This window comes from Arcobacter sp., assembly GCF_050300555.1.
GTDB lineage: Bacteria > Campylobacterota > Campylobacteria > Campylobacterales > Arcobacteraceae > Arcobacter.
In genome coordinates, this window is sequence record NZ_JBNKXY010000002.1 from 63,478 (window position 1) to 83,611 (window position 20,134).

Annotated in this window: 23 protein-coding genes and 1 CRISPR repeat array; of the genes, 12 read left to right on the top strand and 11 right to left on the bottom strand. The window is 27.7% G+C overall.

Annotated features, from left to right (window positions below):
* Window positions 1-167: 167 nt before the first annotated feature.
* From cas9 to ACQY5W_RS01985, 8 genes are all read left to right on the top strand, one after another.
* Window positions 168-3,671, top strand: a complete 3,504-nt coding sequence (gene cas9 / locus ACQY5W_RS01950) for a type II CRISPR RNA-guided endonuclease Cas9 (RefSeq protein WP_428023254.1) — start codon at window positions 168-170, stop codon at window positions 3,669-3,671.
* 105 nt (window positions 3,672-3,776) lie between these two features.
* Window positions 3,777-4,649 carry a type II CRISPR-associated endonuclease Cas1 gene (gene cas1 / locus ACQY5W_RS01955; RefSeq protein ID WP_428023255.1) on the top strand — a complete coding sequence of 291 codons (873 nt, stop codon included), beginning with the start codon at window positions 3,777-3,779 and terminating at the stop codon, window positions 4,647-4,649.
* Complete coding sequence (cas2, locus tag ACQY5W_RS01960; RefSeq protein WP_428023256.1) at window positions 4,649-4,996, top strand: CRISPR-associated endonuclease Cas2; 348 nt, start codon at window positions 4,649-4,651, stop codon at window positions 4,994-4,996. The genes cas1 and cas2 overlap by 1 nt, the downstream gene beginning before the upstream one ends.
* Window positions 4,997-5,044: 48 nt before the next feature.
* Window positions 5,045-6,199: direct repeats of the CRISPR family, unit length 36 nt; unit sequence ATTATATCAAATGGGGATTTGAGAGTAGATTAAAAC.
* Between the two features lie 38 nt (window positions 6,200-6,237).
* On the top strand, window positions 6,238-6,516 hold the full coding sequence (locus ACQY5W_RS01965) for a CopG family transcriptional regulator (protein ID WP_428023257.1): 279 nt from the start codon (window positions 6,238-6,240) through the stop codon (window positions 6,514-6,516).
* Window positions 6,509-6,778, top strand: coding sequence for a type II toxin-antitoxin system RelE family toxin (locus ACQY5W_RS01970; protein ID WP_428023258.1), 270 nt, complete (start codon window positions 6,509-6,511; stop codon window positions 6,776-6,778). The genes ACQY5W_RS01965 and ACQY5W_RS01970 overlap by 8 nt, the downstream gene beginning before the upstream one ends.
* A gap of 85 nt (window positions 6,779-6,863) precedes the next feature.
* Complete coding sequence (locus ACQY5W_RS01975) at window positions 6,864-7,145, top strand: YciI-like protein (RefSeq protein WP_428023259.1); 282 nt, start codon at window positions 6,864-6,866, stop codon at window positions 7,143-7,145.
* A 26-nt stretch (window positions 7,146-7,171) separates the two neighbouring features.
* Window positions 7,172-7,675 (top strand): M48 metallopeptidase family protein, encoded by a 504-nt coding sequence (locus ACQY5W_RS01980; RefSeq protein ID WP_428023260.1) that lies wholly within the window; start codon window positions 7,172-7,174, stop codon window positions 7,673-7,675.
* Window positions 7,676-7,860: 185 nt separating this feature from the next.
* Window positions 7,861-8,256 (top strand): DUF3010 family protein, encoded by a 396-nt coding sequence (locus ACQY5W_RS01985; protein WP_428023261.1) that lies wholly within the window; start codon window positions 7,861-7,863, stop codon window positions 8,254-8,256.
* A gap of 27 nt (window positions 8,257-8,283) precedes the next feature.
* Here ACQY5W_RS01985 and ACQY5W_RS01990 read toward each other — a convergent pair whose 3' ends face one another.
* From ACQY5W_RS01990 to ACQY5W_RS02000, 3 genes are all read right to left on the bottom strand, one after another.
* Entirely contained in the window at window positions 8,284-9,231 is a 948-nt protein-coding gene (locus ACQY5W_RS01990; RefSeq protein ID WP_428023262.1) for a TAXI family TRAP transporter solute-binding subunit, read from the bottom strand.
* Window positions 9,232-9,332: 101 nt separating this feature from the next.
* Window positions 9,333-10,178: a DMT family transporter gene (locus ACQY5W_RS01995; protein WP_428023263.1), complete on the bottom strand. Its 846-nt coding sequence runs from the start codon at window positions 10,176-10,178 to the stop codon at window positions 9,333-9,335.
* Window positions 10,179-10,201: 23 nt separating this feature from the next.
* Window positions 10,202-11,230, bottom strand: coding sequence for an NAD(P)-binding domain-containing protein (locus ACQY5W_RS02000; RefSeq protein WP_428023264.1), 1,029 nt, complete (start codon window positions 11,228-11,230; stop codon window positions 10,202-10,204).
* A 137-nt stretch (window positions 11,231-11,367) separates the two neighbouring features.
* On the opposite strand from ACQY5W_RS02000, the gene queF reads away from it, so the two are divergent.
* From queF to ACQY5W_RS02020, 4 genes are all read left to right on the top strand, one after another.
* Window positions 11,368-11,745 carry a preQ(1) synthase gene (gene queF / locus ACQY5W_RS02005; protein ID WP_428023265.1) on the top strand — a complete coding sequence of 126 codons (378 nt, stop codon included), beginning with the start codon at window positions 11,368-11,370 and terminating at the stop codon, window positions 11,743-11,745.
* 9 nt (window positions 11,746-11,754) lie between these two features.
* Complete coding sequence (locus tag ACQY5W_RS02010; RefSeq protein WP_428023266.1) at window positions 11,755-12,357, top strand: DNA-binding protein; 603 nt, start codon at window positions 11,755-11,757, stop codon at window positions 12,355-12,357.
* A 266-nt stretch (window positions 12,358-12,623) separates the two neighbouring features.
* Window positions 12,624-13,535: a DMT family transporter gene (locus ACQY5W_RS02015; protein ID WP_428023267.1), complete on the top strand. Its 912-nt coding sequence runs from the start codon at window positions 12,624-12,626 to the stop codon at window positions 13,533-13,535.
* Window positions 13,532-13,948: a YqaA family protein gene (locus ACQY5W_RS02020; RefSeq protein WP_428023268.1), complete on the top strand. Its 417-nt coding sequence runs from the start codon at window positions 13,532-13,534 to the stop codon at window positions 13,946-13,948. The genes ACQY5W_RS02015 and ACQY5W_RS02020 overlap by 4 nt, the downstream gene beginning before the upstream one ends.
* Here the strand turns inward: ACQY5W_RS02020 and ACQY5W_RS02025 are convergent.
* From ACQY5W_RS02025 to nifT, 8 genes are all read right to left on the bottom strand, one after another.
* Complete coding sequence (locus ACQY5W_RS02025; protein WP_428023269.1) at window positions 13,945-14,715, bottom strand: TOBE domain-containing protein; 771 nt, start codon at window positions 14,713-14,715, stop codon at window positions 13,945-13,947. The two genes, ACQY5W_RS02020 and ACQY5W_RS02025, sit on opposite strands and share 4 nt — an antisense overlap.
* A gap of 119 nt (window positions 14,716-14,834) precedes the next feature.
* Window positions 14,835-15,218: a 4Fe-4S dicluster domain-containing protein gene (locus ACQY5W_RS02030; protein ID WP_428023270.1), complete on the bottom strand. Its 384-nt coding sequence runs from the start codon at window positions 15,216-15,218 to the stop codon at window positions 14,835-14,837.
* Between the two features lie 58 nt (window positions 15,219-15,276).
* Window positions 15,277-15,741, bottom strand: coding sequence for a GNAT family N-acetyltransferase (locus tag ACQY5W_RS02035; protein ID WP_428023271.1), 465 nt, complete (start codon window positions 15,739-15,741; stop codon window positions 15,277-15,279).
* The gene (clpX, locus tag ACQY5W_RS02040) at window positions 15,725-16,972 is read right to left on the bottom strand and encodes an ATP-dependent Clp protease ATP-binding subunit ClpX (protein WP_428023272.1); all 1,248 of its coding nucleotides are present in this window, start codon (window positions 16,970-16,972) and stop codon (window positions 15,725-15,727) included. Before clpX ends, ACQY5W_RS02035 begins: the two co-directional genes overlap by 17 nt.
* A complete protein-coding gene (locus ACQY5W_RS02045; RefSeq protein ID WP_428023273.1) occupies window positions 16,962-17,789 on the bottom strand; it encodes an SIR2 family protein in 828 nt (275 codons plus the stop codon). The genes clpX and ACQY5W_RS02045 overlap by 11 nt, the downstream gene beginning before the upstream one ends.
* Window positions 17,782-18,294: a hypothetical protein gene (locus ACQY5W_RS02050; protein ID WP_428023274.1), complete on the bottom strand. Its 513-nt coding sequence runs from the start codon at window positions 18,292-18,294 to the stop codon at window positions 17,782-17,784. The genes ACQY5W_RS02045 and ACQY5W_RS02050 overlap by 8 nt, the downstream gene beginning before the upstream one ends.
* Window positions 18,278-19,840, bottom strand: coding sequence for a sigma 54-interacting transcriptional regulator (locus ACQY5W_RS02055; protein ID WP_428023275.1), 1,563 nt, complete (start codon window positions 19,838-19,840; stop codon window positions 18,278-18,280). Before ACQY5W_RS02055 ends, ACQY5W_RS02050 begins: the two co-directional genes overlap by 17 nt.
* An 83-nt stretch (window positions 19,841-19,923) precedes the next feature.
* Window positions 19,924-20,133, bottom strand: a complete 210-nt coding sequence (gene nifT / locus ACQY5W_RS02060; RefSeq protein ID WP_428023276.1) for a putative nitrogen fixation protein NifT — start codon at window positions 20,131-20,133, stop codon at window positions 19,924-19,926.
* Between the last annotated feature and the right edge of the window lies 1 nt (window position 20,134).

The window sequence follows — 20,134 nt, forward strand, 5'->3', positions numbered from 1 at the left end:
CAAAATATAAACTTTTAAAAAATACATTTTTGATAAATTGTTAAATAAATTATAAAAATAGTATAATAAATTTGATTTTTAAATTAATAATGCGATAAATACACAATTAATTCACTATTTTATTTAAAAATTTTATGCTTACATTAGTTTTTTGGTAAAGGTTTAATATGAATATAGTATTAGGTTTGGATATTGGTACAAATAGTATAGGTTTTTCATTAAATGAAATAGAAATAAAAAATGAACAAACAATTTTTAATGAGTTAACTTCAAATAGTATTATTTTTAGTGAATATATTAAAGCAGAAGATAGAAGAAAATTTAGAAGTGGACGAAGAAGAAATGAAAGAAATAGTAGAAGAAAACAAATAGTTAGAAAACTCCTTTTTGATTTTAATCTTGCGAATAATTTAATACTTACACAACCAATAAAATACTTTAATAAACTTTCTTGTAATCAAAATCCATACACTTTAAGACAGGAAGCTGTAAATGGCAAAAATCTTTCAAAAGATGAATTTACTTTTGCCCTTTATACAATTATTTCAAGAAGAGGATATTCAAATCAATTTAAAACAGAAGATTCAAAAAATGATGGTGTTATAACAGAACCGATTAAAAAAAACAAAACAGTTTATTTAGAAAATAAATTAGCTATACCATCTTTAGTTTTATTAAATAAAAAAACCGAACTTGAAAAAGATGGATTTATAAATGTAGCTATTAGAAATAAAAAAGATGATTATAACAACTCAATAGACAGAGAACTTTGGCAAGAAGAGTTAGAGAAGTTATTGGATAGCCAAAAAACTAATTCTGAACTTTTTGAAAACAGTGAAAAGTATGAAACTTTTAAACACAAACTTTTAAAGGGTGTAAATGAAAATTCTTTAGGAATATTTGAACAAAGACCTTTAAAAAGTATGGAAGATATGGTTGGATATTGTAGTTTTTATAATGCCTATCATCAAAATCCACGAAAAAGAGTTGCTAAATCACATATTTCAAGTATTGAATTTACACTTAGACAAAGAATAGAAAATTCTATTTTAGGAAATTTAATTTTTAATGATAAAACAGGTGAATTTTATAATCCAACAAAAGAAGAGATAGAAAACACAATTGAACTTTGGCTTAAAAAACCACCAGCACAAACGATTAATACAAAAAATATTTTTGATAAAGCAGGACTTAAAAATATTAAAATAAAAACAGCTGAAAAACAAGATGATACAATTTTAGATATAAAACTACATAAACAGTTTTTAGAAATATTTAGAGATACAAATATAGATATTTTTGAAAAATATAGAGATTTATATACAAAAATTTTAGAAAAAATCCATTATTTTGTAAATAAAGACCAAATAGTAAAAGAGATAAAAAAAGTTGATATTCAAAATGTTTTAGATGATGAAACCATTGACAGATTATCAAAAGTAGATAAAGGAAATAAAGAGTCTTATGCTTCATTCTCTTTACTTTTTATAGATGAAATTTTACAAAAATTAAGAAGTGGAGAGAATTATCAGGATAGTTTAACCCAACTTGGTTATTTTAAAAAATATGTAGGTATTGAAGCTTATGATTATCTTCCACCATTAAATCCATCAAAAGAAGATATAAAATGGCTTGAAAAAAATGTAAAAAATTTTAAAGTAGAACATCTGTTTTATCAACCTCTAGTCTCTCCAAATGTAAAAAGAGTTATTTCAATTTTAAGAAAACTTGTAAATGATTTGATAAAAAAATATGGAAAAATTGACCAAATCATCATAGAAACAGCAAGGGAATTAAACTCAAAAACAGAAGAAGAACAAATCAAGGATTCCCAAGTAAATAGTAGAAAAGAGATAAGAGAGGCTGAAAAATTACTTGAAGCCAATAAATATGAAATAACAAACAAAAACATAGAACGAGCAAGACTATTTACTGAACAAAAAGCAAAATGTCTTTATAGTGGGAACTCTATGACTTTAGAAGAGGCTTTAGATGAAAGACAAACAGAGGTAGAACACTTTATCCCACGAAGTAAAATTTGGATAAATTCATATAAAAATAAAATCTTGGTTTTTAAAAAATATAATCAAAACAAAAGTGATACACACCCAATAATTTATTTAAAATCAAAAAATACTTGGGAAGATTTTAAATATAGAGTAAATGAAAATATAGCCAATAAAAATAAAGTATTTTGGTTAACAGATGAAGAGAATATAAACAAAAACTGGGAAAAAGAAAATCTTGAAGATAGATTTTTAAATGATACAAGAAGTGCTACAAAAATCATTGCAAACTATTTGGAGCATTATTTGTATCCAAAGCAAAATGAACATGGCAAGGGAGAGACAAACTCAAATATCGTAAGAGTAACAGGAAAAGCCATAAGTGAATTAAAACGACTTTGGGGTATCAATAAAGTTCAACCCAAAAATGAAGATGATAAAAAAGATAGAAGTACAAATTATCATCACACAATAGATGCGATAGTAATATCACTTTTAAATTCTTCTGCTAAAAAAGCTTTAAATGACTTTTTCAAACAAAATGAAAATGGTTTTAAGACCAAAGCTATTTTAGAAAATCTTAGCACTAGATTTCCTAAAACAAAAGAGGGTATTTCTTTGGTTGATTTTGTAAAAGAAAAAGTTAAAAAATATGAAAATGATGAGTTATACATTTGCCCTATGATGAAAAAAAAAGATAATATCGTGGGATTTAAAGATGGGAATATTAAGCTTTATTGGGATGAAGAGAAAGAAATATTTTGCCAAATTGATAAAAAACCTATAGATAAAAATCTACTTTTTGACCAAAATGGAAAAGATGTAAATGATAGTGAAGTAAAAAAAAGAGTAGATGACTTAATAAAATCTTTAGATTTACCAAAACAAAATAATATAAAAGTTGCGATAGAAAACTACAAAGAAAAACTACTTAATACAAAAGAAAAGATAAAAAGCTTAGAAGAACAAATTAAAGAGTTAAAAGGCAATTTACCTAATAAAAAAGATTACATTGATACCCCTGAAACTATTGATATTAAAGAAAAAATGAAACTTTTAACTGATGAAAAACAAACTCAAATAGATATACAAAACGAACCTTGTTTTTTCTTAACGAACAAAGGACAAAAACAAATTATAAGAAATATCAAAATAAAAACGAAAGAGGCTTCAAAAGTAGATAGTATTATTATCACAGATAAAACTCAAACTTCCAGAGTTCAAAGACTTACAAAAGATATTTATGATGAGTTAAAATCAACTCAAACTCCTTTTGTAGCTAAACTCAATGATACAACATTAAATGTTGATTTGTACAATACAGAAAAAGGTCAAGTCGTGGGACTTAACTATTTTTCATCCATAAAAAATGAAATTCAGTCAAAAATTGATGATAAGAAGAAATTGTTAATAAAAGATTTTGGAGATAAAAATACTATCCAGAAATACGATATTGTTGAGTTAATAGATACAAAAAATAATACAAAAAAATACTATATTTGTAATGGTGGAGGAGAAGTTGGAAAGGGTAAAAATGTTGTAAAATTTGACACTATCAATACCAAAACAAAAGTTATTCCTATTCAAATAAATGAAGATAGAACAATAAAGAAAATAAATATAGATTTTTATGGAAATATAACCTATGAAGACTTTAAGAAATAATATTATAAAATCTTTTTATATCAAATGGGGATTTGATAGTCTGATTAAAACAAGTGGTGTTACTCCGAGCCACGCAAGGTTTATCCTTCAATTCGGAGTTTTTTAATGTCTCTTCAAAAACTATACGTCAAAAATAAGTCATATCTTAGCTACAAACACAATCTTATCTCTGTAAAAATTGATGACTATGAAACGACTGTTTGCTTTGATGATATTGATACCATAATTATAGAAAATCAACAAAGTACTATTACTTCTGCTCTTTTATCTCAACTTTCTAAAGCCAATATCAATGTAATCTTTTGTGATGAAAAGTTTATGCCAAGTTCTATTTTACTTGGAATTAATAAAAACAGTCGTACAACCAAAATACAAAAATCTCAAATAGAGGTATCCAAACCAAAGTTAAATCAGATTTGGAAAAATATAATTACACATAAAGTGAGTAATCAATCTAAAGTCTTGAAAAAACTTCATAAAAACAGTGATTATTTAGATTCTTTAATTCCTCGAATAAAATCAAACGATAAAGACAATATAGAAGCCACAGCTGCCGCATACTATTTTAAAGAATTGTTTGGAAAAGAGTTTTCAAGAAATGACCCTGAAAATATAAACAATGCTGTTTTAAATTTTGGTTATGCCATTTTTAGAAGTTCTATTTGTAGGTATTTAATAACATATGGGTTAAATCCAGCTTTTGGCATACATCACAGCAGTGAACTCAATGCTTTTAATTTGGCAGATGATTTGATAGAACCTTTTCGCCCTATAGTAGATAATTATGTGGTAAGAAATATAAAAAAAGAGATGGAACTAAACAGTAAAATAAAAATTGAGTTATTGAAGCTTTTGGATGAAGCAGTTTTTTATGATGGTAAAAAGATAATGGTTTCAAACTGTATGAAAGCTATAGTAGCAAATTATCAGTCAATTTGTTTATCAAAATGTGAAGAGTTAACTTTATTTGAATTATGATGAATATAGAAGAAATAAGCAGGTATAGAAAAATGGTTTTATTTGCAATGTTCGATATGCCCACAAATACAAAAAAAGATATAAAAAAATATACAAAATTTCGTAAAAAACTTTTGGAAATGGGATTTATTATGTTCCAGTATTCTATTTATATAAGATTTTGTAGAAGTTTGGTTATGGCACAAAAATATGAGAAAAAAATAGAACTGGCAGCACCTGTGGGTGGTTCTATAAGAGTTGTAAAAATCACAGAAGCACAATATAAAAATATGTTAGTTATTGAAAATTATCGAGAAAAACCAGAGAAAAAATTACTAAAACAAACACAAACAGTGCTTGTTTTTTAGTAATAAAAGCTCTATAAAAGCCTAAAATATAGGGTTCTAAGCTACTCTATTATATCAAATGGGGATTTGAGAGTAGATTAAAACACCTTTGAACATAAAGGCTTTCATATAGAATTATATCAAATGGGGATTTGAGAGTAGATTAAAACTTGTCTATTTCCTATTAATTTATAGAAGATATTATATCAAATGGGGATTTGAGAGTAGATTAAAACTTTTTGTTTTTAATTCCAAAGAATAAGATAATTATATCAAATGGGGATTTGAGAGTAGATTAAAACCTTGTTTTGATAAACTCATCTTTTTAAACTATTATATCAAATGGGGATTTGAGAGTAGATTAAAACTAGTGTCAATGTATTAAATTTTTTTGGCGAATTATATCAAATGGGGATTTGAGAGTAGATTAAAACGTACTTGTATGAGTATATAATTAAATTTAATTATATCAAATGGGGATTTGAGAGTAGATTAAAACTCCCACATTGTTGTAATTCTAAAATATAGTATTATATCAAATGGGGATTTGAGAGTAGATTAAAACGTTCATTAGATGATACAGTATCAAACTTAAATTATATCAAATGGGGATTTGAGAGTAGATTAAAACTTTATGTTATTAATGTACAAGGTGTATAATATTATATCAAATGGGGATTTGAGAGTAGATTAAAACAATTAAAGATATATTTCCATCGTTATTTGAATTATATCAAATGGGGATTTGAGAGTAGATTAAAACTTCATCTTTGCTGCAACTATTTGTTTTGCATTATATCAAATGGGGATTTGAGAGTAGATTAAAACTAACTACTGATTATGTTTATGTATCTCCAAATTATATCAAATGGGGATTTGAGAGTAGATTAAAACTACTGCATATGCAGGAGTCTTCACTCTTACATTATATCAAATGGGGATTTGAGAGTAGATTAAAACATCTGCGGTCCATGATTCTACTTTTACTGTATTATATCAAATGGGGATTTGAGAGTAGATTAAAACTATATTAAATATATGCTGTATGAAAGATAGATTATATCAAATGGGGATTTGAGAGTAGATTAAAACCTGGGATAAAAAGTTTATTGCACTCTTTATATTATATCAAATGGGGATTTGAGAGTAGATTAAAACCGAAAGATATATTGGAACTGATGGATATTGATTATATCAAATGGGGATTTGAGAGTAGATTAAAACTATTCAAAAAAATCTTCTTATTGACAAAGTGAATAAAATTGAATACAATAGAATTAAAAAGTATTCAAAGAGGTGTTATTATGAAAACTGTAACTATGCGAGTAGATGATTCGGTGTATGATATGATTAAATTTGCAGCAGAAGGACAAAAAAGAAATATCTCAAATTTTATAGAGTTTGCAACTTTACAATATCTAACATCATCTCAATTTGTAGAAAATGATGAAATGGCTGAAATATTAGATGATAAAGAATTGGTAAAAAACCTTATGAATGGTTTAGAAGATTTCAAAAAAGGTGATTACACTATTGTTTAAGTATCAGATTGCGGAAACAAAAACTTTTGAGAAAATCAAAAAGAAAATGGATAAAAAACTATATTCAAAAATTGAAAAGTTTGTTTATCCTCAACTTAGAGAAAATCCTTTGTATGGAACAAATATCAAAAAACTTAAAGATAATCTAGAAGGTTATTATAGATATAGGATTGGGAATTATAGACTTTTTTATCTTATTGAAGGAGATAAACTTATTGTTGCAATTGTTGATTTTAAACATAGACAACAAGCCTATGACTAAGCATAAAATAAATATAGTAACGTTTTAATACCCCTACAAACTGCTATGTGATACAATTTTATAAATAATTATTTTAGGATAACTTATGTATTTTCTTCTTTTTTATGACTATGTTGATAATATTATTGAAAAGCGTGTTCCCTATCGGGAGGGACATTTAAACCTTACGGAAAAATATGTAAATCGTGGTGAGTTGATTCTTGGTGGAGCATTTTCAAATCCTGCTGATGGAGCTGTGATTATATTTAAAGTTGATGATAAAGTCAAAATTGAAGAGTTTGTTAATCAAGATCCTTATTTTGTAAATGGTTTAGTAACCAAATGGCAGATTCGAGAGTGGACTGTTGTTGTAGGTTCAGCTTTATAATGAATATCTAAATAAAAAGAAAATTTTTGAAAACCCTAAAATACCTAAATCACTATCCCAAAGATATAATCTTGCAAATACAAAAGCTAATAGATGACAAAAAGCTTGATAAGTATTTACTTAATAAATACAAAACTTCCCATGAGTATAAAACTGATAAAGCTCTTTATTCATATGCTATGGATTTTAAAAATAGCTATTTAAAAAAGTCACTTCCTCTTAGTAAAGTAATTTATGATGGGAAGATAAATGTTATAAATGATGCTTTGGGTTTACACACTTTTATCTCTCGTGTTCAAGGTGGCAAGTTAAAAAGTAAAAATGAGATACGAATAGGGACTTTATTTAAAAATGTTCCAGAAGAGTTTCTTAGGATGATTGTAGTACATGAATTAGCTCATCTAAAAGAAAAAGAACATGATAAGGCGTTTTATAATCTTTGTACCTTTATGGAGCCAAACTATCATCAGTACGAATTTGATTTAAGAGTTTATCTTACACATATGGATATGTATGGGAAACTTTATTAATATATAACAATTTGCAATAAAATCAATCCTTACAAAAAATTTATCTTATACTTCTACATATTTTATAAGAAGAACTTGTTCTTCTCTTTAGGATTTGTTTCTTTAATTGGAATTTATTTCCAATGTTAAAAGAAATCATAAAATTATCGTCCCTTTTAAATGGGACATTTAAAAGGAATAATAAAATGAATATTTGTGGAATTGAGTTAAAAGCAAACCAAACAATTTTGGCAGTTCAAGGTGATGGTGAATATTTGGATTTAAAAACAAAAAAAATAACTTTAGAAGATGATGAAAAACAAGAATCAATAAGAAGTTATTGTAACGATTTATTAGTATTTTTAACTGAAAATAATATTGAACAAGTATATATTAAAAAAAGAGCAAAAAAAGGAAACTTTGCTGGTGGTGCTGTAACTTTTAAAATGGAAAGTTTAATACAACTAAATCCAAAATGTAGAGTTGATTTAGTAAGTGCACAAGCAATGGGAAGTTTTGAAAAGAAAAATAGTATAAAGTATCCAGAAATTTTAAATAAATATCAAGAACAAGCATATTTAGCAATTTTAGCTTCTAAATAGAAACTAAAATTGCTACGAAGGTATTAATTATTTGATTAATCCAATTTCTTTAAAATATTTTTTTGCTCCATTATGTAATGGGGCAGATAAACCTTCTAACAAGGATTTTTTAGTAATATGTGTAAATACTGGATGTGCATTTTTCAAGGCATCAAAGTTTTCAAAAACTTGTTTTACAACTGAATATACAACTTCATCTTTTTGATCTGCACTTGTTACTAATAAAGCTTTTACCCCAAAAGTTGATATATCAGCTGGATTACCTTTGTATATCTCACCTGGAATATTATCTTTTGCATAAAATGAGTTATCTTGCACAAACTTATCAATTTTTGCCCCAGTTATTGGTACAAGTTTTACATCAATAGCATTTGTTACATCTTTTATATTTGCAGTTGGATGCCCTACCATATAAAAATATCCATCTATCTTGTTATTTTTTAAAGCATCTGTCATTTCAGATGTACTTAATGCCCCTGCATAGGCTAAATCAGTTTTTTTAATTCCTAAAACATTAAACATGGCTAGTGCAGTTGATTCATTACCAGAGCCACTATTTCCTAGATTTATTCGTTTTCCTTTGATATCCATAATATCATTTATATTTGAATCTTTTCTTGTAACCAATGTAAATAGTTCAGGATAAATTGCCATTACAGTTCTTAGTTTTGAAACTTTATTTCCCTCAAATTTTCCAATACCTTTTGATGCTTCATAAGCAATATCAGATTGGGCAATTCCAAAATCTAATTCAGAATTTTTTATTGTTTTTATATTATAAACAGATCCATTTGTAGATTCAACAGAACATAAAATACCAGTTTTTTTCTTTATTTTATTTACAAGCCTACAAATTGCTCCACCAGTTGGATAATATGTTCCAGTTACTCCACCAGAACCAATAGTTATAAGTTGAACAGCAAATGATGGGATACTCAACACCCCTAAAAGTACCACCAGTGCAAGTTTTTTCATAAGGTCTCTTTTGTCATTATTTTTGCTTTATATTATACAATTAAAAACTATAAAACACATAAGATAATTATTTTTATTATTAGAAAAAATAAAAGATAAAGTTAGGCTTCTTTGGTTTTTAAATATATAAATATTCCACTTATAATTATAAAAGTTGATAAAACAAGTTTGAAACTTAACTCTTCATTTAAAAAAATCACTCCCAAAAATATGGCAAGTGGTGGTATTAAAAGTTGTAAAATTCCTGATGTGATTATTTTAATATTTGGAAGTATGTAATACCATAAAAGATAACCAAGGGAAGATGTTATTCCTCCAGAGATAAATGCCATAGTTATTCCATAGCTTGAGATATTTGTATCTTGAACAAATAGAATAAAAAATAAAAATAAATATACAAGAGATTTTATAAAGTTATCAGTTGTATTTAGTGTAGCATTTGATGATTTAGCTCCAATAATTGTATAAAATCCCCATGCAATTCCTGATAGCATCATCAAAATTGAGTGATAAATAGATATTTCAAAATCTTTTGATGGATATAAAAGATAAACTAAACCTATAAAAGCTATGGATATTCCTATACTTTTTTTTAAATTTAGTCTCTCTTTTTTTATAAGGGCAACTATTATAATAGTAAGTTGTACAACTGCAAAAAGAATCAATGCTCCAAGTCCAGCATCCAAGTTTATATAAGCATATGAAAAACAAATAGCATATAAAAAAAGCATAAATGAACTATGCCAGTTTTTATTTAGACTAAGATTTAACTTTTTTTCTTTTAAAAATAAAATAATAACTAGGGTTAAAGCTCCAAAAAATAGTCTGAAAAATGTAAAACTATATGGGTCAATGGAGTTATCAAGAAGGGCAGCTCTTGCTAGAACTGAACTTGTTGAAAAGAAAACTAGAGTAAGACAAATTAGGATAATTAGTTTAAAATTCATGGAAATTATTATATCCTAAAATTTTATTTAAACTCGGGATTTCTTTCTAGGAATTCTTTTACTTTATCCGTATGGGCATAGATTTTTCCTGTTCTTCTCATATATGAATTTACAATATGATAACCATGATTTAGTGAAGCTGCAATAGAACCTCCTGTATTAAAAGCAATATCCCCAGCAACATATAGAAAAAATATATTTGTCATATAGTGCTCATTGTAAATAGGTTTATTTTCACCATCTAACTCTATGCCACATTTTTTTAGAAAATCACTTGGACTTGTCCCTCCTATGGCATAAATAATCCTATCAAAAAGGGTAAAATAGCCATCATCAAAATTTACCTTTACTTTTCCATGTTCATTTTCAAGGGAAATAATATCTGTATTTAGTCTAAGTCTTAGTTTTTCTTGTCCATTATAGGTTTTTAAAATCTCTTCATTTTCTGGATTTAATCTTGTGAATTCTGATTTTCTATAAACTAAGGTTACATTATTGTTTTCATCTGCTAGTTCATAGGCATATTCAGCAGCACTGTTTCCTCCACCCACAACCAATATTTTTTCCCCTTCACTACATCCATCAAGATTAAAGTTTACCTTTGCCTTTAATGAAGGTGGGATTTTATATTTTGGCATATTTGGTTTACCCATTTTTCCAATGGCTACTACCACTGCTTTTGATTTGAAGCTTTGAGTTCCTGTGGTGATTAAAAACTCTTCTTCCCCTTCATTTTTTGTTATTGATTCTACTTCAGTATTAAATAAAGTATCAATTTTATCATGGTCTAAAAGCTTGTCAAAAAAATCTAGTGTTGATTCTTTTGTTCCATTCATAAAAGGAATATTCCCTTCAATTTCTACACTTTTGCCTTTCCAGTCTTTGTCCACTCGTTTATTTTCTTTATAAAATTTTCTAATAGTACTTGAGTGATTATCTGCTTTGTCGATAAGTATAATATTTTTTATACCATGAACTACCGCTTCAAGGGCTGTAGCTATTCCTCCAGGACCACCACCTATTATTGCTATGTCATATTTATCAGTTCTCATAGTAATACTCCATAATATAAGTTTTTATAATAACATGATAGCATGAAATATAACTAATATAACATTTGTAAGAATATTTTTGATAAAATCACTAACTTATAGTATTTAAAAAATTCTCAAATAAAAGGCAAGATATAATGAAATATGGTGAAAAAGAGATAGTTGAATTTGATATTAACAAAGAAGAAAACTTTTGGCCAAATGAAAATGACAAAAATTATGTAATAAATATAGAGTTGCCAGAATTTATGGCTAAATGTCCAAGAAGTGGATATCCAGATTTTGCAACAATATTTTTACACTACACTCCAAACAAAAAAGTAATAGAGCTTAAGGCTTTAAAATTGTATATTAACTCATTTATGATTAGAGAGATTTCCCATGAAAATGTTGCAAATGAGATTTTTGATACACTTATGGAAAAACTAGAACCTAAATGGCTAAAAATAGTTGCAGATTTCAAACCACGTGGAAATGTACATACGGTTATTGAAATAGACTCAAATAAACTTTAAGTTGTGACCTTGGAAAGATTAGTAACTACAGCACAGGCGGCGGAGATACTTGGAATATCTTTACAAGGTGTCCATTATAGAATAAAAAATAATCAATTAAAATCAATAAAACAAGCTGGAAAAACCTATGTTTATCTTTGGGATGATAAAAGTAAAAAAGAGGGTTATTCAGCTTCGATTGAAGAAGTAGCAGAAAAAAAAGAAGATAATTCTGCTCATTTTCAAAAAGTATTAGAAACTAAAGATGAACAAATTCTTTTATTAAAAAAGTCTGTTAAATGGTTAAGACGACAGTATCAAGAAGAGATTGCTAGATTAGAAAAAAATCAAGATAAAATGATAAGTGTATTTGATTCAGAAATAAAACTTTTACAAAGCGCATTTAACGAGATGCGTTCTATTTATAAACCACAACTAGAATTAAGACCAGAAAAAAATAAATTTATCTCTTTATTGGATTTTACTTCTTTGATGAAAAGTTATAAAAAAAGTGATGTTGAAATAAAAAATTTGATTTTAAAAGCTATTAAAAGTGGTGATAAAAGATTTATTTATAGTAAAAAGACAAAAAAAGTTTTGATTTTAAATGATGATTTTTCGGATTTTAAATAGATAAAGAAGTGCTTTAAGCACTCCTCTCCAGATACCTAAACACACCATAAAAGAAGGTGCCTTGCTATGTTCCCATCCTGGGGCGTTGTCTTCAGATACAATTGTAAAGGTCTAAAGAAGAGCATAAAAAGTACTAAATACTCTTTGTGCTTCTCTTTAAGGGCTGTAATTTTAGCTTAATAAACTTAAAATTCTTATAAATTATAACTTGACTTTTAATTATAGAAGAGTACAATTCTATCCTTATTTTAAAAAAAAGTGATAAATTGTCTAAAAATTATAATTTTATAGGAATATTTTCCTTAATCTTTGCAATGTTTATTTGGGGTAGCTCTTTTATAGCATTAAAGATTGCCATGGTTGATTTAGGTGACTTTACAGTGGTTTTTTTCAGGATGCTGATAGCTTCACTTTGTTTTGTTTATTTTATAAAAAGATTTTCTAAATTTAGTTTTGAAAAAAATGATATAAAATATATGTTGCTTCTATGTATGTTTGAGCCATCATTATATTTTATATTTGAGATAAAAGCTTTGGTTTATACTTCTGTTTCACAAGCAGGTATGATAACATCTTTAATGCCAATAATAACTGCAATGGCAGCTGGATTTTTCTTAAAAGAGATTGTATCAAGACAGCTTTTATTTGGTTCTGCTATTGCTATGATAGGAGCTGTATGGTTAAGTGTACAAGGTAGTATGACGGTTTTGGCACCTAATCCTTTACTTGGTAACTTTTTAGAGTTCTGTGCTATGGTTTGTGGAGCTGGATATACTATTATTGCAAGACATTTGACTGAAAAATACCCAGCACTATTTATTACAGCTATTCAAGCTTTTGCAGGGGCAATTTTCTTTTTCCCACTTTTTATATATGAATATTATACACAAGGTGTGAATCTTACAGTTGATTCTGCTTTAGCTTTATTATATTTGGGTGTTGTTGTAACTTTAGCAGGTTATGGTTTATATAATTTTGCACTTACAAAAATAGAAGCTTCAAAGGCTGCTATGTTTATAAATCTTATTCCTATTTTTACTTTGATTTTGGCTTTTTTAATACTAAAAGAAGAGTTAAGTATAGAAGAGTTAATAGCAAGTGCTACGATCTTAGGTGGGGTTATAATATCTCAAATTTCTGTAAAAAGATTTAAAAGAAAAAATAGAAAAATAGTTTGATTTATTTAACTTTATTTTTAACAAGTTTTATATCAGCAACACTTTTCCCCATGGGAAGTGAAGCAGTTTTGGTATATGATATTTCACAAGGGTATAATTTAGCACTTTTACTTTTTGTGGCAACTTTAGGTAATAGTTTAGGTGCGTGTTTAAACTATTATTTTGGATTAAAAGGTGAAGAGTTTTTAGAGAATAAAAATATCATCTCAAAAATGAGTTTGCAAAAAGCAAAAAACTTTTTTGATAAGTATGGTGCTTGGTCTTTACTTCTATCTTGGGTACCAATTATTGGTGATCCTTTGACTTTTATAGCTGGAGTTTTAAAATACGAGTTTAGGTATTTTTTGATTTTGGTTGTATTAGCTAAATTTTCAAGATATGCTGTTTTAGCATATTTTACTTTAAATGTTTAGATAATATTTATATTGTATGCTTTAAAAAAAGCAAATACTTTGTCTTGTTTTTTTATGGATAGAGTTTTATAACTTGAGTTTGTAATTTTGGCATTTATAAAATCACTTTCGCCACAGTTGATAGATAAATATGTACTAATCCCATCGTCATTTATCTCTTCTACGACACCTTCTAAAGAGTTTCTTGCACTGTTTGAACTTTTATCTTTAGTGATTACTATAGAGTTTGTTTCAATTAACAATTTTACAAATTTGTCTATTTTTAATTCTCTTTTTTGAAGAAACTCTTCATTTACAATGGTTACCAATTTTTGTTTTGAATTTAAGATAATTTCTATTTCACTATTTTGATTATTTGAGATTATATTTGTGATTTTACCTTCAAGTTTTGAAAATACAGGTTTTTCATTTTTTAAATCAATTACTAAAGAATCAAAAAGGTTACTCATATTTTCCAAATAGGTTTCATGTAGATTTTTTAATTCATCATAGGCATTTATTATCTCTTTGGCATAGGTAGTGATAACTGTACCTCCACCACCAACTCCTCCTGTTACTTTTGTAACTAAAGGTTCTTGGGAGAGTTTATTCATAATATCAACACTATCCCAAGCTGCTTTGTAACTCATCTTCATCTGTTTTGCCGCTTTTGAAATAGAGCCATAGATTTGGATATTTTTAAGAAGTTCAACTCTTCCTTTACCAATAAAGGCTTTTTCATTTTTATTTATCCAAAAATTACCATCAATATCAAATTTATTTTTCATAAATGAAATATAACCTAATGAAATATAATTGTCAACTTACTTGGGTTTATTCCAGAGTAAATATTTTAATTTTTTTAATTGCAGTATCGTAAAACAAAGACAAAAGTCTTTGTTTTAAATTAAAATTCTCCTACGTTTGCGCTAGCTTCTCTATCTTCCATTGAGATATCAGCAATAAATTTTTGCTCTTTTACACTTGGTAACATAAGACCTTTTGTTTTATGTTCTCTAATTTTATAGATACCTTCATCATTTCTCATTGCGTAATATTCTGAATATTCAGCAGTATAAGGCATATCCCATACAATTGCACCTTCAGTTGGACAAGCTTCTGCACATCTTGGTTTATCTGCATGATCAACACACTCAACACATGATTCTGGTTTTACGTAAAAAACATCTGAAGGATTTTTTTCATGTCCATCTTCTAAAATTGCTGCAACTGGACACTCTGGTGCACATGCCTCACAACTTATACACTCTTCTGTAATTCTAACTGCCATTGTCTTTCCTTATATAAAAATATAAGATATAAGATGCAAATAGTGTTCCATTATTGGGTTATTTTTCTATTGTGTAATACCAAGCATTTAAATTACTTCTTTTGAATTTTTTATTTGTATAAAACTCTTTGGCTGTTGTGTTATTTTCATCACATACAAGTTGTAGTCTTGTTAAGGAGTTTTTTTTAGCATAATCTTTAACATATTCAAGAAGATAAGTTCCAACTCCTAAACTTCTATAATCATCTTTGATGATAAAATCCTCTATAAGTCCAACTTTTGCGCCCATTACAGTAGAAATAAGTTTTTGAATAGTAATCATGGCAATTACCTCATTTTCAAACTTTACAACAATTACTTGGGCGTTTCGGGAATTGATTAATAAATTTAATCCATCTTCATGTTTTTTTTTATCAAAAGTAAAATCTTTTTCTATAGAAAATAAAGATTGGAGAAGTTTTACAAGGGATGATATATCATCCTTTGTAGCTTTACAAATTTGTAAATTATTTCTTAATATCATTATAGTTTATCTCTTTAGAGGTTTTTTTCTCATTGCTTTTTGTATAAATCAAGTTTACATCTTTTTTGTCAGTTATGTACTCTTTTGTAATTACACAAGAACCCAAGTTTTCTTCTGATGGTATTGTATATTGCAATGGTAACATAAGTTTCTCAATAATACCTCTAAGCCCTCTAGCTCCTACATCTTTTTCATAGGCAATATTTGCTATTTCATCTAAGGCTTTATCATCAAATTTCAAATCAACACCATCAAGCTCAAAAAGTATTTCATACTGTTTTGTAATGGCATTTTTTGGCTCTTTTAGAACTCTTATTAAATCCTCTTTTGAAAGTTTGTTAAGTTCTGCAATAACTGGTATTCTTCCAATAAATTCTGGAATCAATCCAAAAGATATAAGCTCTTTTGCTTCGATATCTTTTTTTTCTTTTTGTTTACTATCTTTGTTTAAAAATCCCATTACAGTTGATTTTTCTTTGTTTTCATCTTTTCGTAAACCTACAAAAGCACCACCACAGATAAATAAAACATGAGTAGTATCAAAAAGAATTGTTTCCGCAGATGAGTTTTTTCTACTTCCTTTTACAGGAACATAAACTTCAGCACCCTCTAAAATTTTTAATAAACCTTGTTGAACACCTTCACCACTCACATCTCTTCCACTTGTAGCACTTTCACTTTTGTTGGCTATTTTATCTATCTCATCAATATATACAATTCCTCTTTTTGCTTTTTCCAAATCAAAATCAGCAGCTGCAAGAAGTCTTGAAAGTATAGATTCTACATCTTCTCCCACATATCCAGCCTCTGTAAGTGCCGTTGCATCTGCAACTGCAAAAGGTACATCCATGATTTTTGCTAAAGATTTTGCAAGCAAAGTTTTACCACTTCCTGTAGGACCTATAAGCATAATATTTGATTTTTCTAGTTCGACATTTTTTACTATTGGTTTATCAATTCTTTTGTAGTGATTGTATAAAGCAACTGCCAAAACTTTCTTGGCATCATCTTGACCTATTACATAATCATCAAGATGTTCTTTTATTTTAATGGGAACGCTAAGACCCTTTTGAAACTCTTTTTTGGTTTCTTTTATGGTCTCTTTTTCCATAACATTTGCACACATAGAGATACACTCATCACAGATATTTGCATTTTCACTTGAAAATATTTTTTTTACTTCTTTTATCTCTTTTCCACAAAAGTCACATGATTTTAATTTAGTAGGCATGGCTATTTATAAACTCATTTAAACTCAAATTCAAATTTTCTAAATTGTGAGTTTTGATAAATTTATCCTCTTTTTTTGTTAGTTCAGGTTTATTAAAAATTGTAACCCCACCTTTTAAATCTATAGTAATTTCATTTGCTACCATTCTAAAAGTATCTTTAGAAAAATCAACACCCATAAAAAGGTACTCTTTGTCTTTTCTAAACTCTTTTAAAATAGGAGGCATAGCAAAACCACCCATTGCTTCGGTTAACCAATCCACAAAATCAGCATCGGAGATGATAAAATTCATTTCAGGTTTTGTTGAACCCATTGGTTTAAATAATATTGGTAAATCTAAAGTTAAAGCCTCTTTCTCTATTCTTTCATAGGCATTTTTACTAACATCAAATTTATAAATTATAAATCTATCATAATCAGCAGTAATTCTAGAAACCCCTGTTATTAGAAAATGATTTTCATCGCTATAAACTTTTTGTAAGCTATCATCTAAATTTGTATCTATCACATATTTTGGTTTAAACTCTTTTAGCCAAGTATAAACTTTAGGTAAATCATACTCTTTAGAACTAAAGATATGGTTTGTCATCTGGACAATAAACTCTCTACCTTTTCTTTGCTCTAAACTCATGGCAGCCCTTGAATATTCATACATAAGTCTTGGGCTCATGGCTCTTCCATTGTTTAAAGCTAATATCATCGAATCACTGTCAAAGGGGAGTTTTGTCCCATCTTTAGCAGTACTATCTTCAAATACGCCCATTCCTAGAAATGGGACAAGAGTACCATCTTTTAATTTTTCTATTAGGTTATCCATGACATCCAACTCCAGTATAAGATTGGTAAACTTTGTTTAACTCGATTCTTATTCTATTCATATCTAAAGGTTTTGATAAATCTTCTGGCATATCAATATGATAAATAGCTCCATCTTTACCAACTAAAAACAGAGCTTTTGTTAAACAGTTTTCTAATATACCACTTACAATTTTCGTTCCGTACATATTTCCATACTCTTCATTTGTATCAAAAACAGGAATTATCTTTTTAAATTTATAATCAAAATCTATTTTTTTAGCAAATAATAAATATGTAAATATCTCTACTTTTGCTTCATTCATAAATTCATCAAAAGCAATAATCTCTTCTTTAAAATCTTCAAAATTTGGAAATGACAAAAATACTTGAATCATCCTATTTGGACTAGCTTTTTTTATAACTAACTCTTTCCCTGTTAGATCAGTTGCTACTATATCTTCAGCCATATATCCTATATCAATAATTTCATCTATTAGTTCAAATTCTTCATTTTTGTAGTTCATTTGTAATTCCATATTTATTGATTTTATAACCAATTTGTCTTAGGGTTATTCCTAACTCTTTTGCAGCATGGGATTGGTTAAAATCGTTGGAAATAAGTGCCTCTTCTATAGCTTCTTTTTCCATCTCATCTAAACTTTTTTTAGGAATAGATTTTCTTGAAGCTGCAATTGGTTTATCTTCTAACTTTCCTTTTTCAAGGGCTGGAAGTAGTAAAGACATATCAAAACTATCTATTCCATTTTCATTACCCATTAAAACAATTCTTTCAATGGTATTTTCTAATTCTCTTACATTTCCCGGCCAAGGATAAGCAGCTAAAATATCCATGGCTTCATCTAAGATTTTTACTTTCTTTTTATGGTTTTTCATTGAACGTTCTAGAAAGAAATTAACCAATTGTTTAATATCTTCTCCCCTTTCTCTAAGGGGTGGTAAATCAATAGGAATTACATTTAATCTATAATATAAATCTTCTCTAAATTTACCATCTTTTACCATTTGTTCAAGATTTCTATTTGTAGCAGCTACTAATCTTACATTTACTTTTATAGTTTTGCTACCACCAACTCTTTCAAACTCTCTTTCTTGTAAAACCCTCAAAAGTTTTACTTGTGCTGAAGCAGAGATATCCCCTATTTCATCAAGAAATAGTGTTCCTCCATCTGCTAGTTCAAATCTTCCTTTTCTAGTCTCTTTAGCATCAGTAAATGCACCTTTTTCATGACCAAAAAGTTCACTTTCCAAAAGGGTATCAGTAATAGCAGCACAATTAAGTTTGATAAATGGTTCATCTGCTCGTTTACTTCTTTTATGAATGGCAGCGGCTACTAACTCTTTACCTGTTCCTGTTTCCCCTCTAACTAAGATTGTAACCTCTGATTGGGCTATTCTTTGTATTACTTGGAAAACTTGTTGCATTTTTGGACTATCTCCAATAATATCTCCAAAGTTATGAACTTTTGAGTCCCACTCCATTTTATAGTAAGATTTCAACTCTTCTAATCTTTCTTTCTCTTTTATATTTAATTGGTAAGAATGAATGGTTTGTGCAAATATTGAACCAATAATTGTAAGTATTCTTACACAATCCTCAAATCCTATTTCTGTACTTTTTGTAAGTGCAGCACCTAAAACACCAACGGTTTCATTCTCTACAACTAAAGGAACTGCTACATAAGATAGATTTGTAAAATCTCTTTTTCCTGATTTATTTAAAAACAGTGAATCACTATGAATATTTTCTACAACAACAGGTTCTTTAGAAAGAGCGGCAACTCCAGTTACCCCTTCACCTAGTTTGTATGTTGATAGTTTTTTTTGAATATTTGTTAGTTCAACAGAGGCAAATACACTAAGTATTTCTTCTTCTAGAACGTGTACAGTACAATTTGTAAGATTTAGACTATTTTTTAAAATTTTTATTGATTTTTCTAAGGAAGTTTTCAAATCATAATGATTTGATATAACTGCTGAAATTTCATAAAGTGTTGTCAACTCTCTAAGTGTTAAACATGAACTACAAGCTGTATTATCAAATAATGACATGAAAAATCCTTTTTTATTAATAGTATACCAATGGTGAATATAAATTCACTAATTATCTTGTATATAAAATATACAAATTAACTTTATACATTAAGTTTTTTACAAACTTCTTCTTTTGGTAAATTTTTTGGTCCTGGTTGAATCCACCACGTTTCTCCATTTGAAAGTTCACACTCTCCACCCCAATTTTCTTCACTATCAAACTCTACAGATTCGATAATCTCTTCCATGTCTTTTTTTGCAAAATAAAAATAGATTTTGCCCTCATTTTCTCTTAACATTACTTTTGCCATT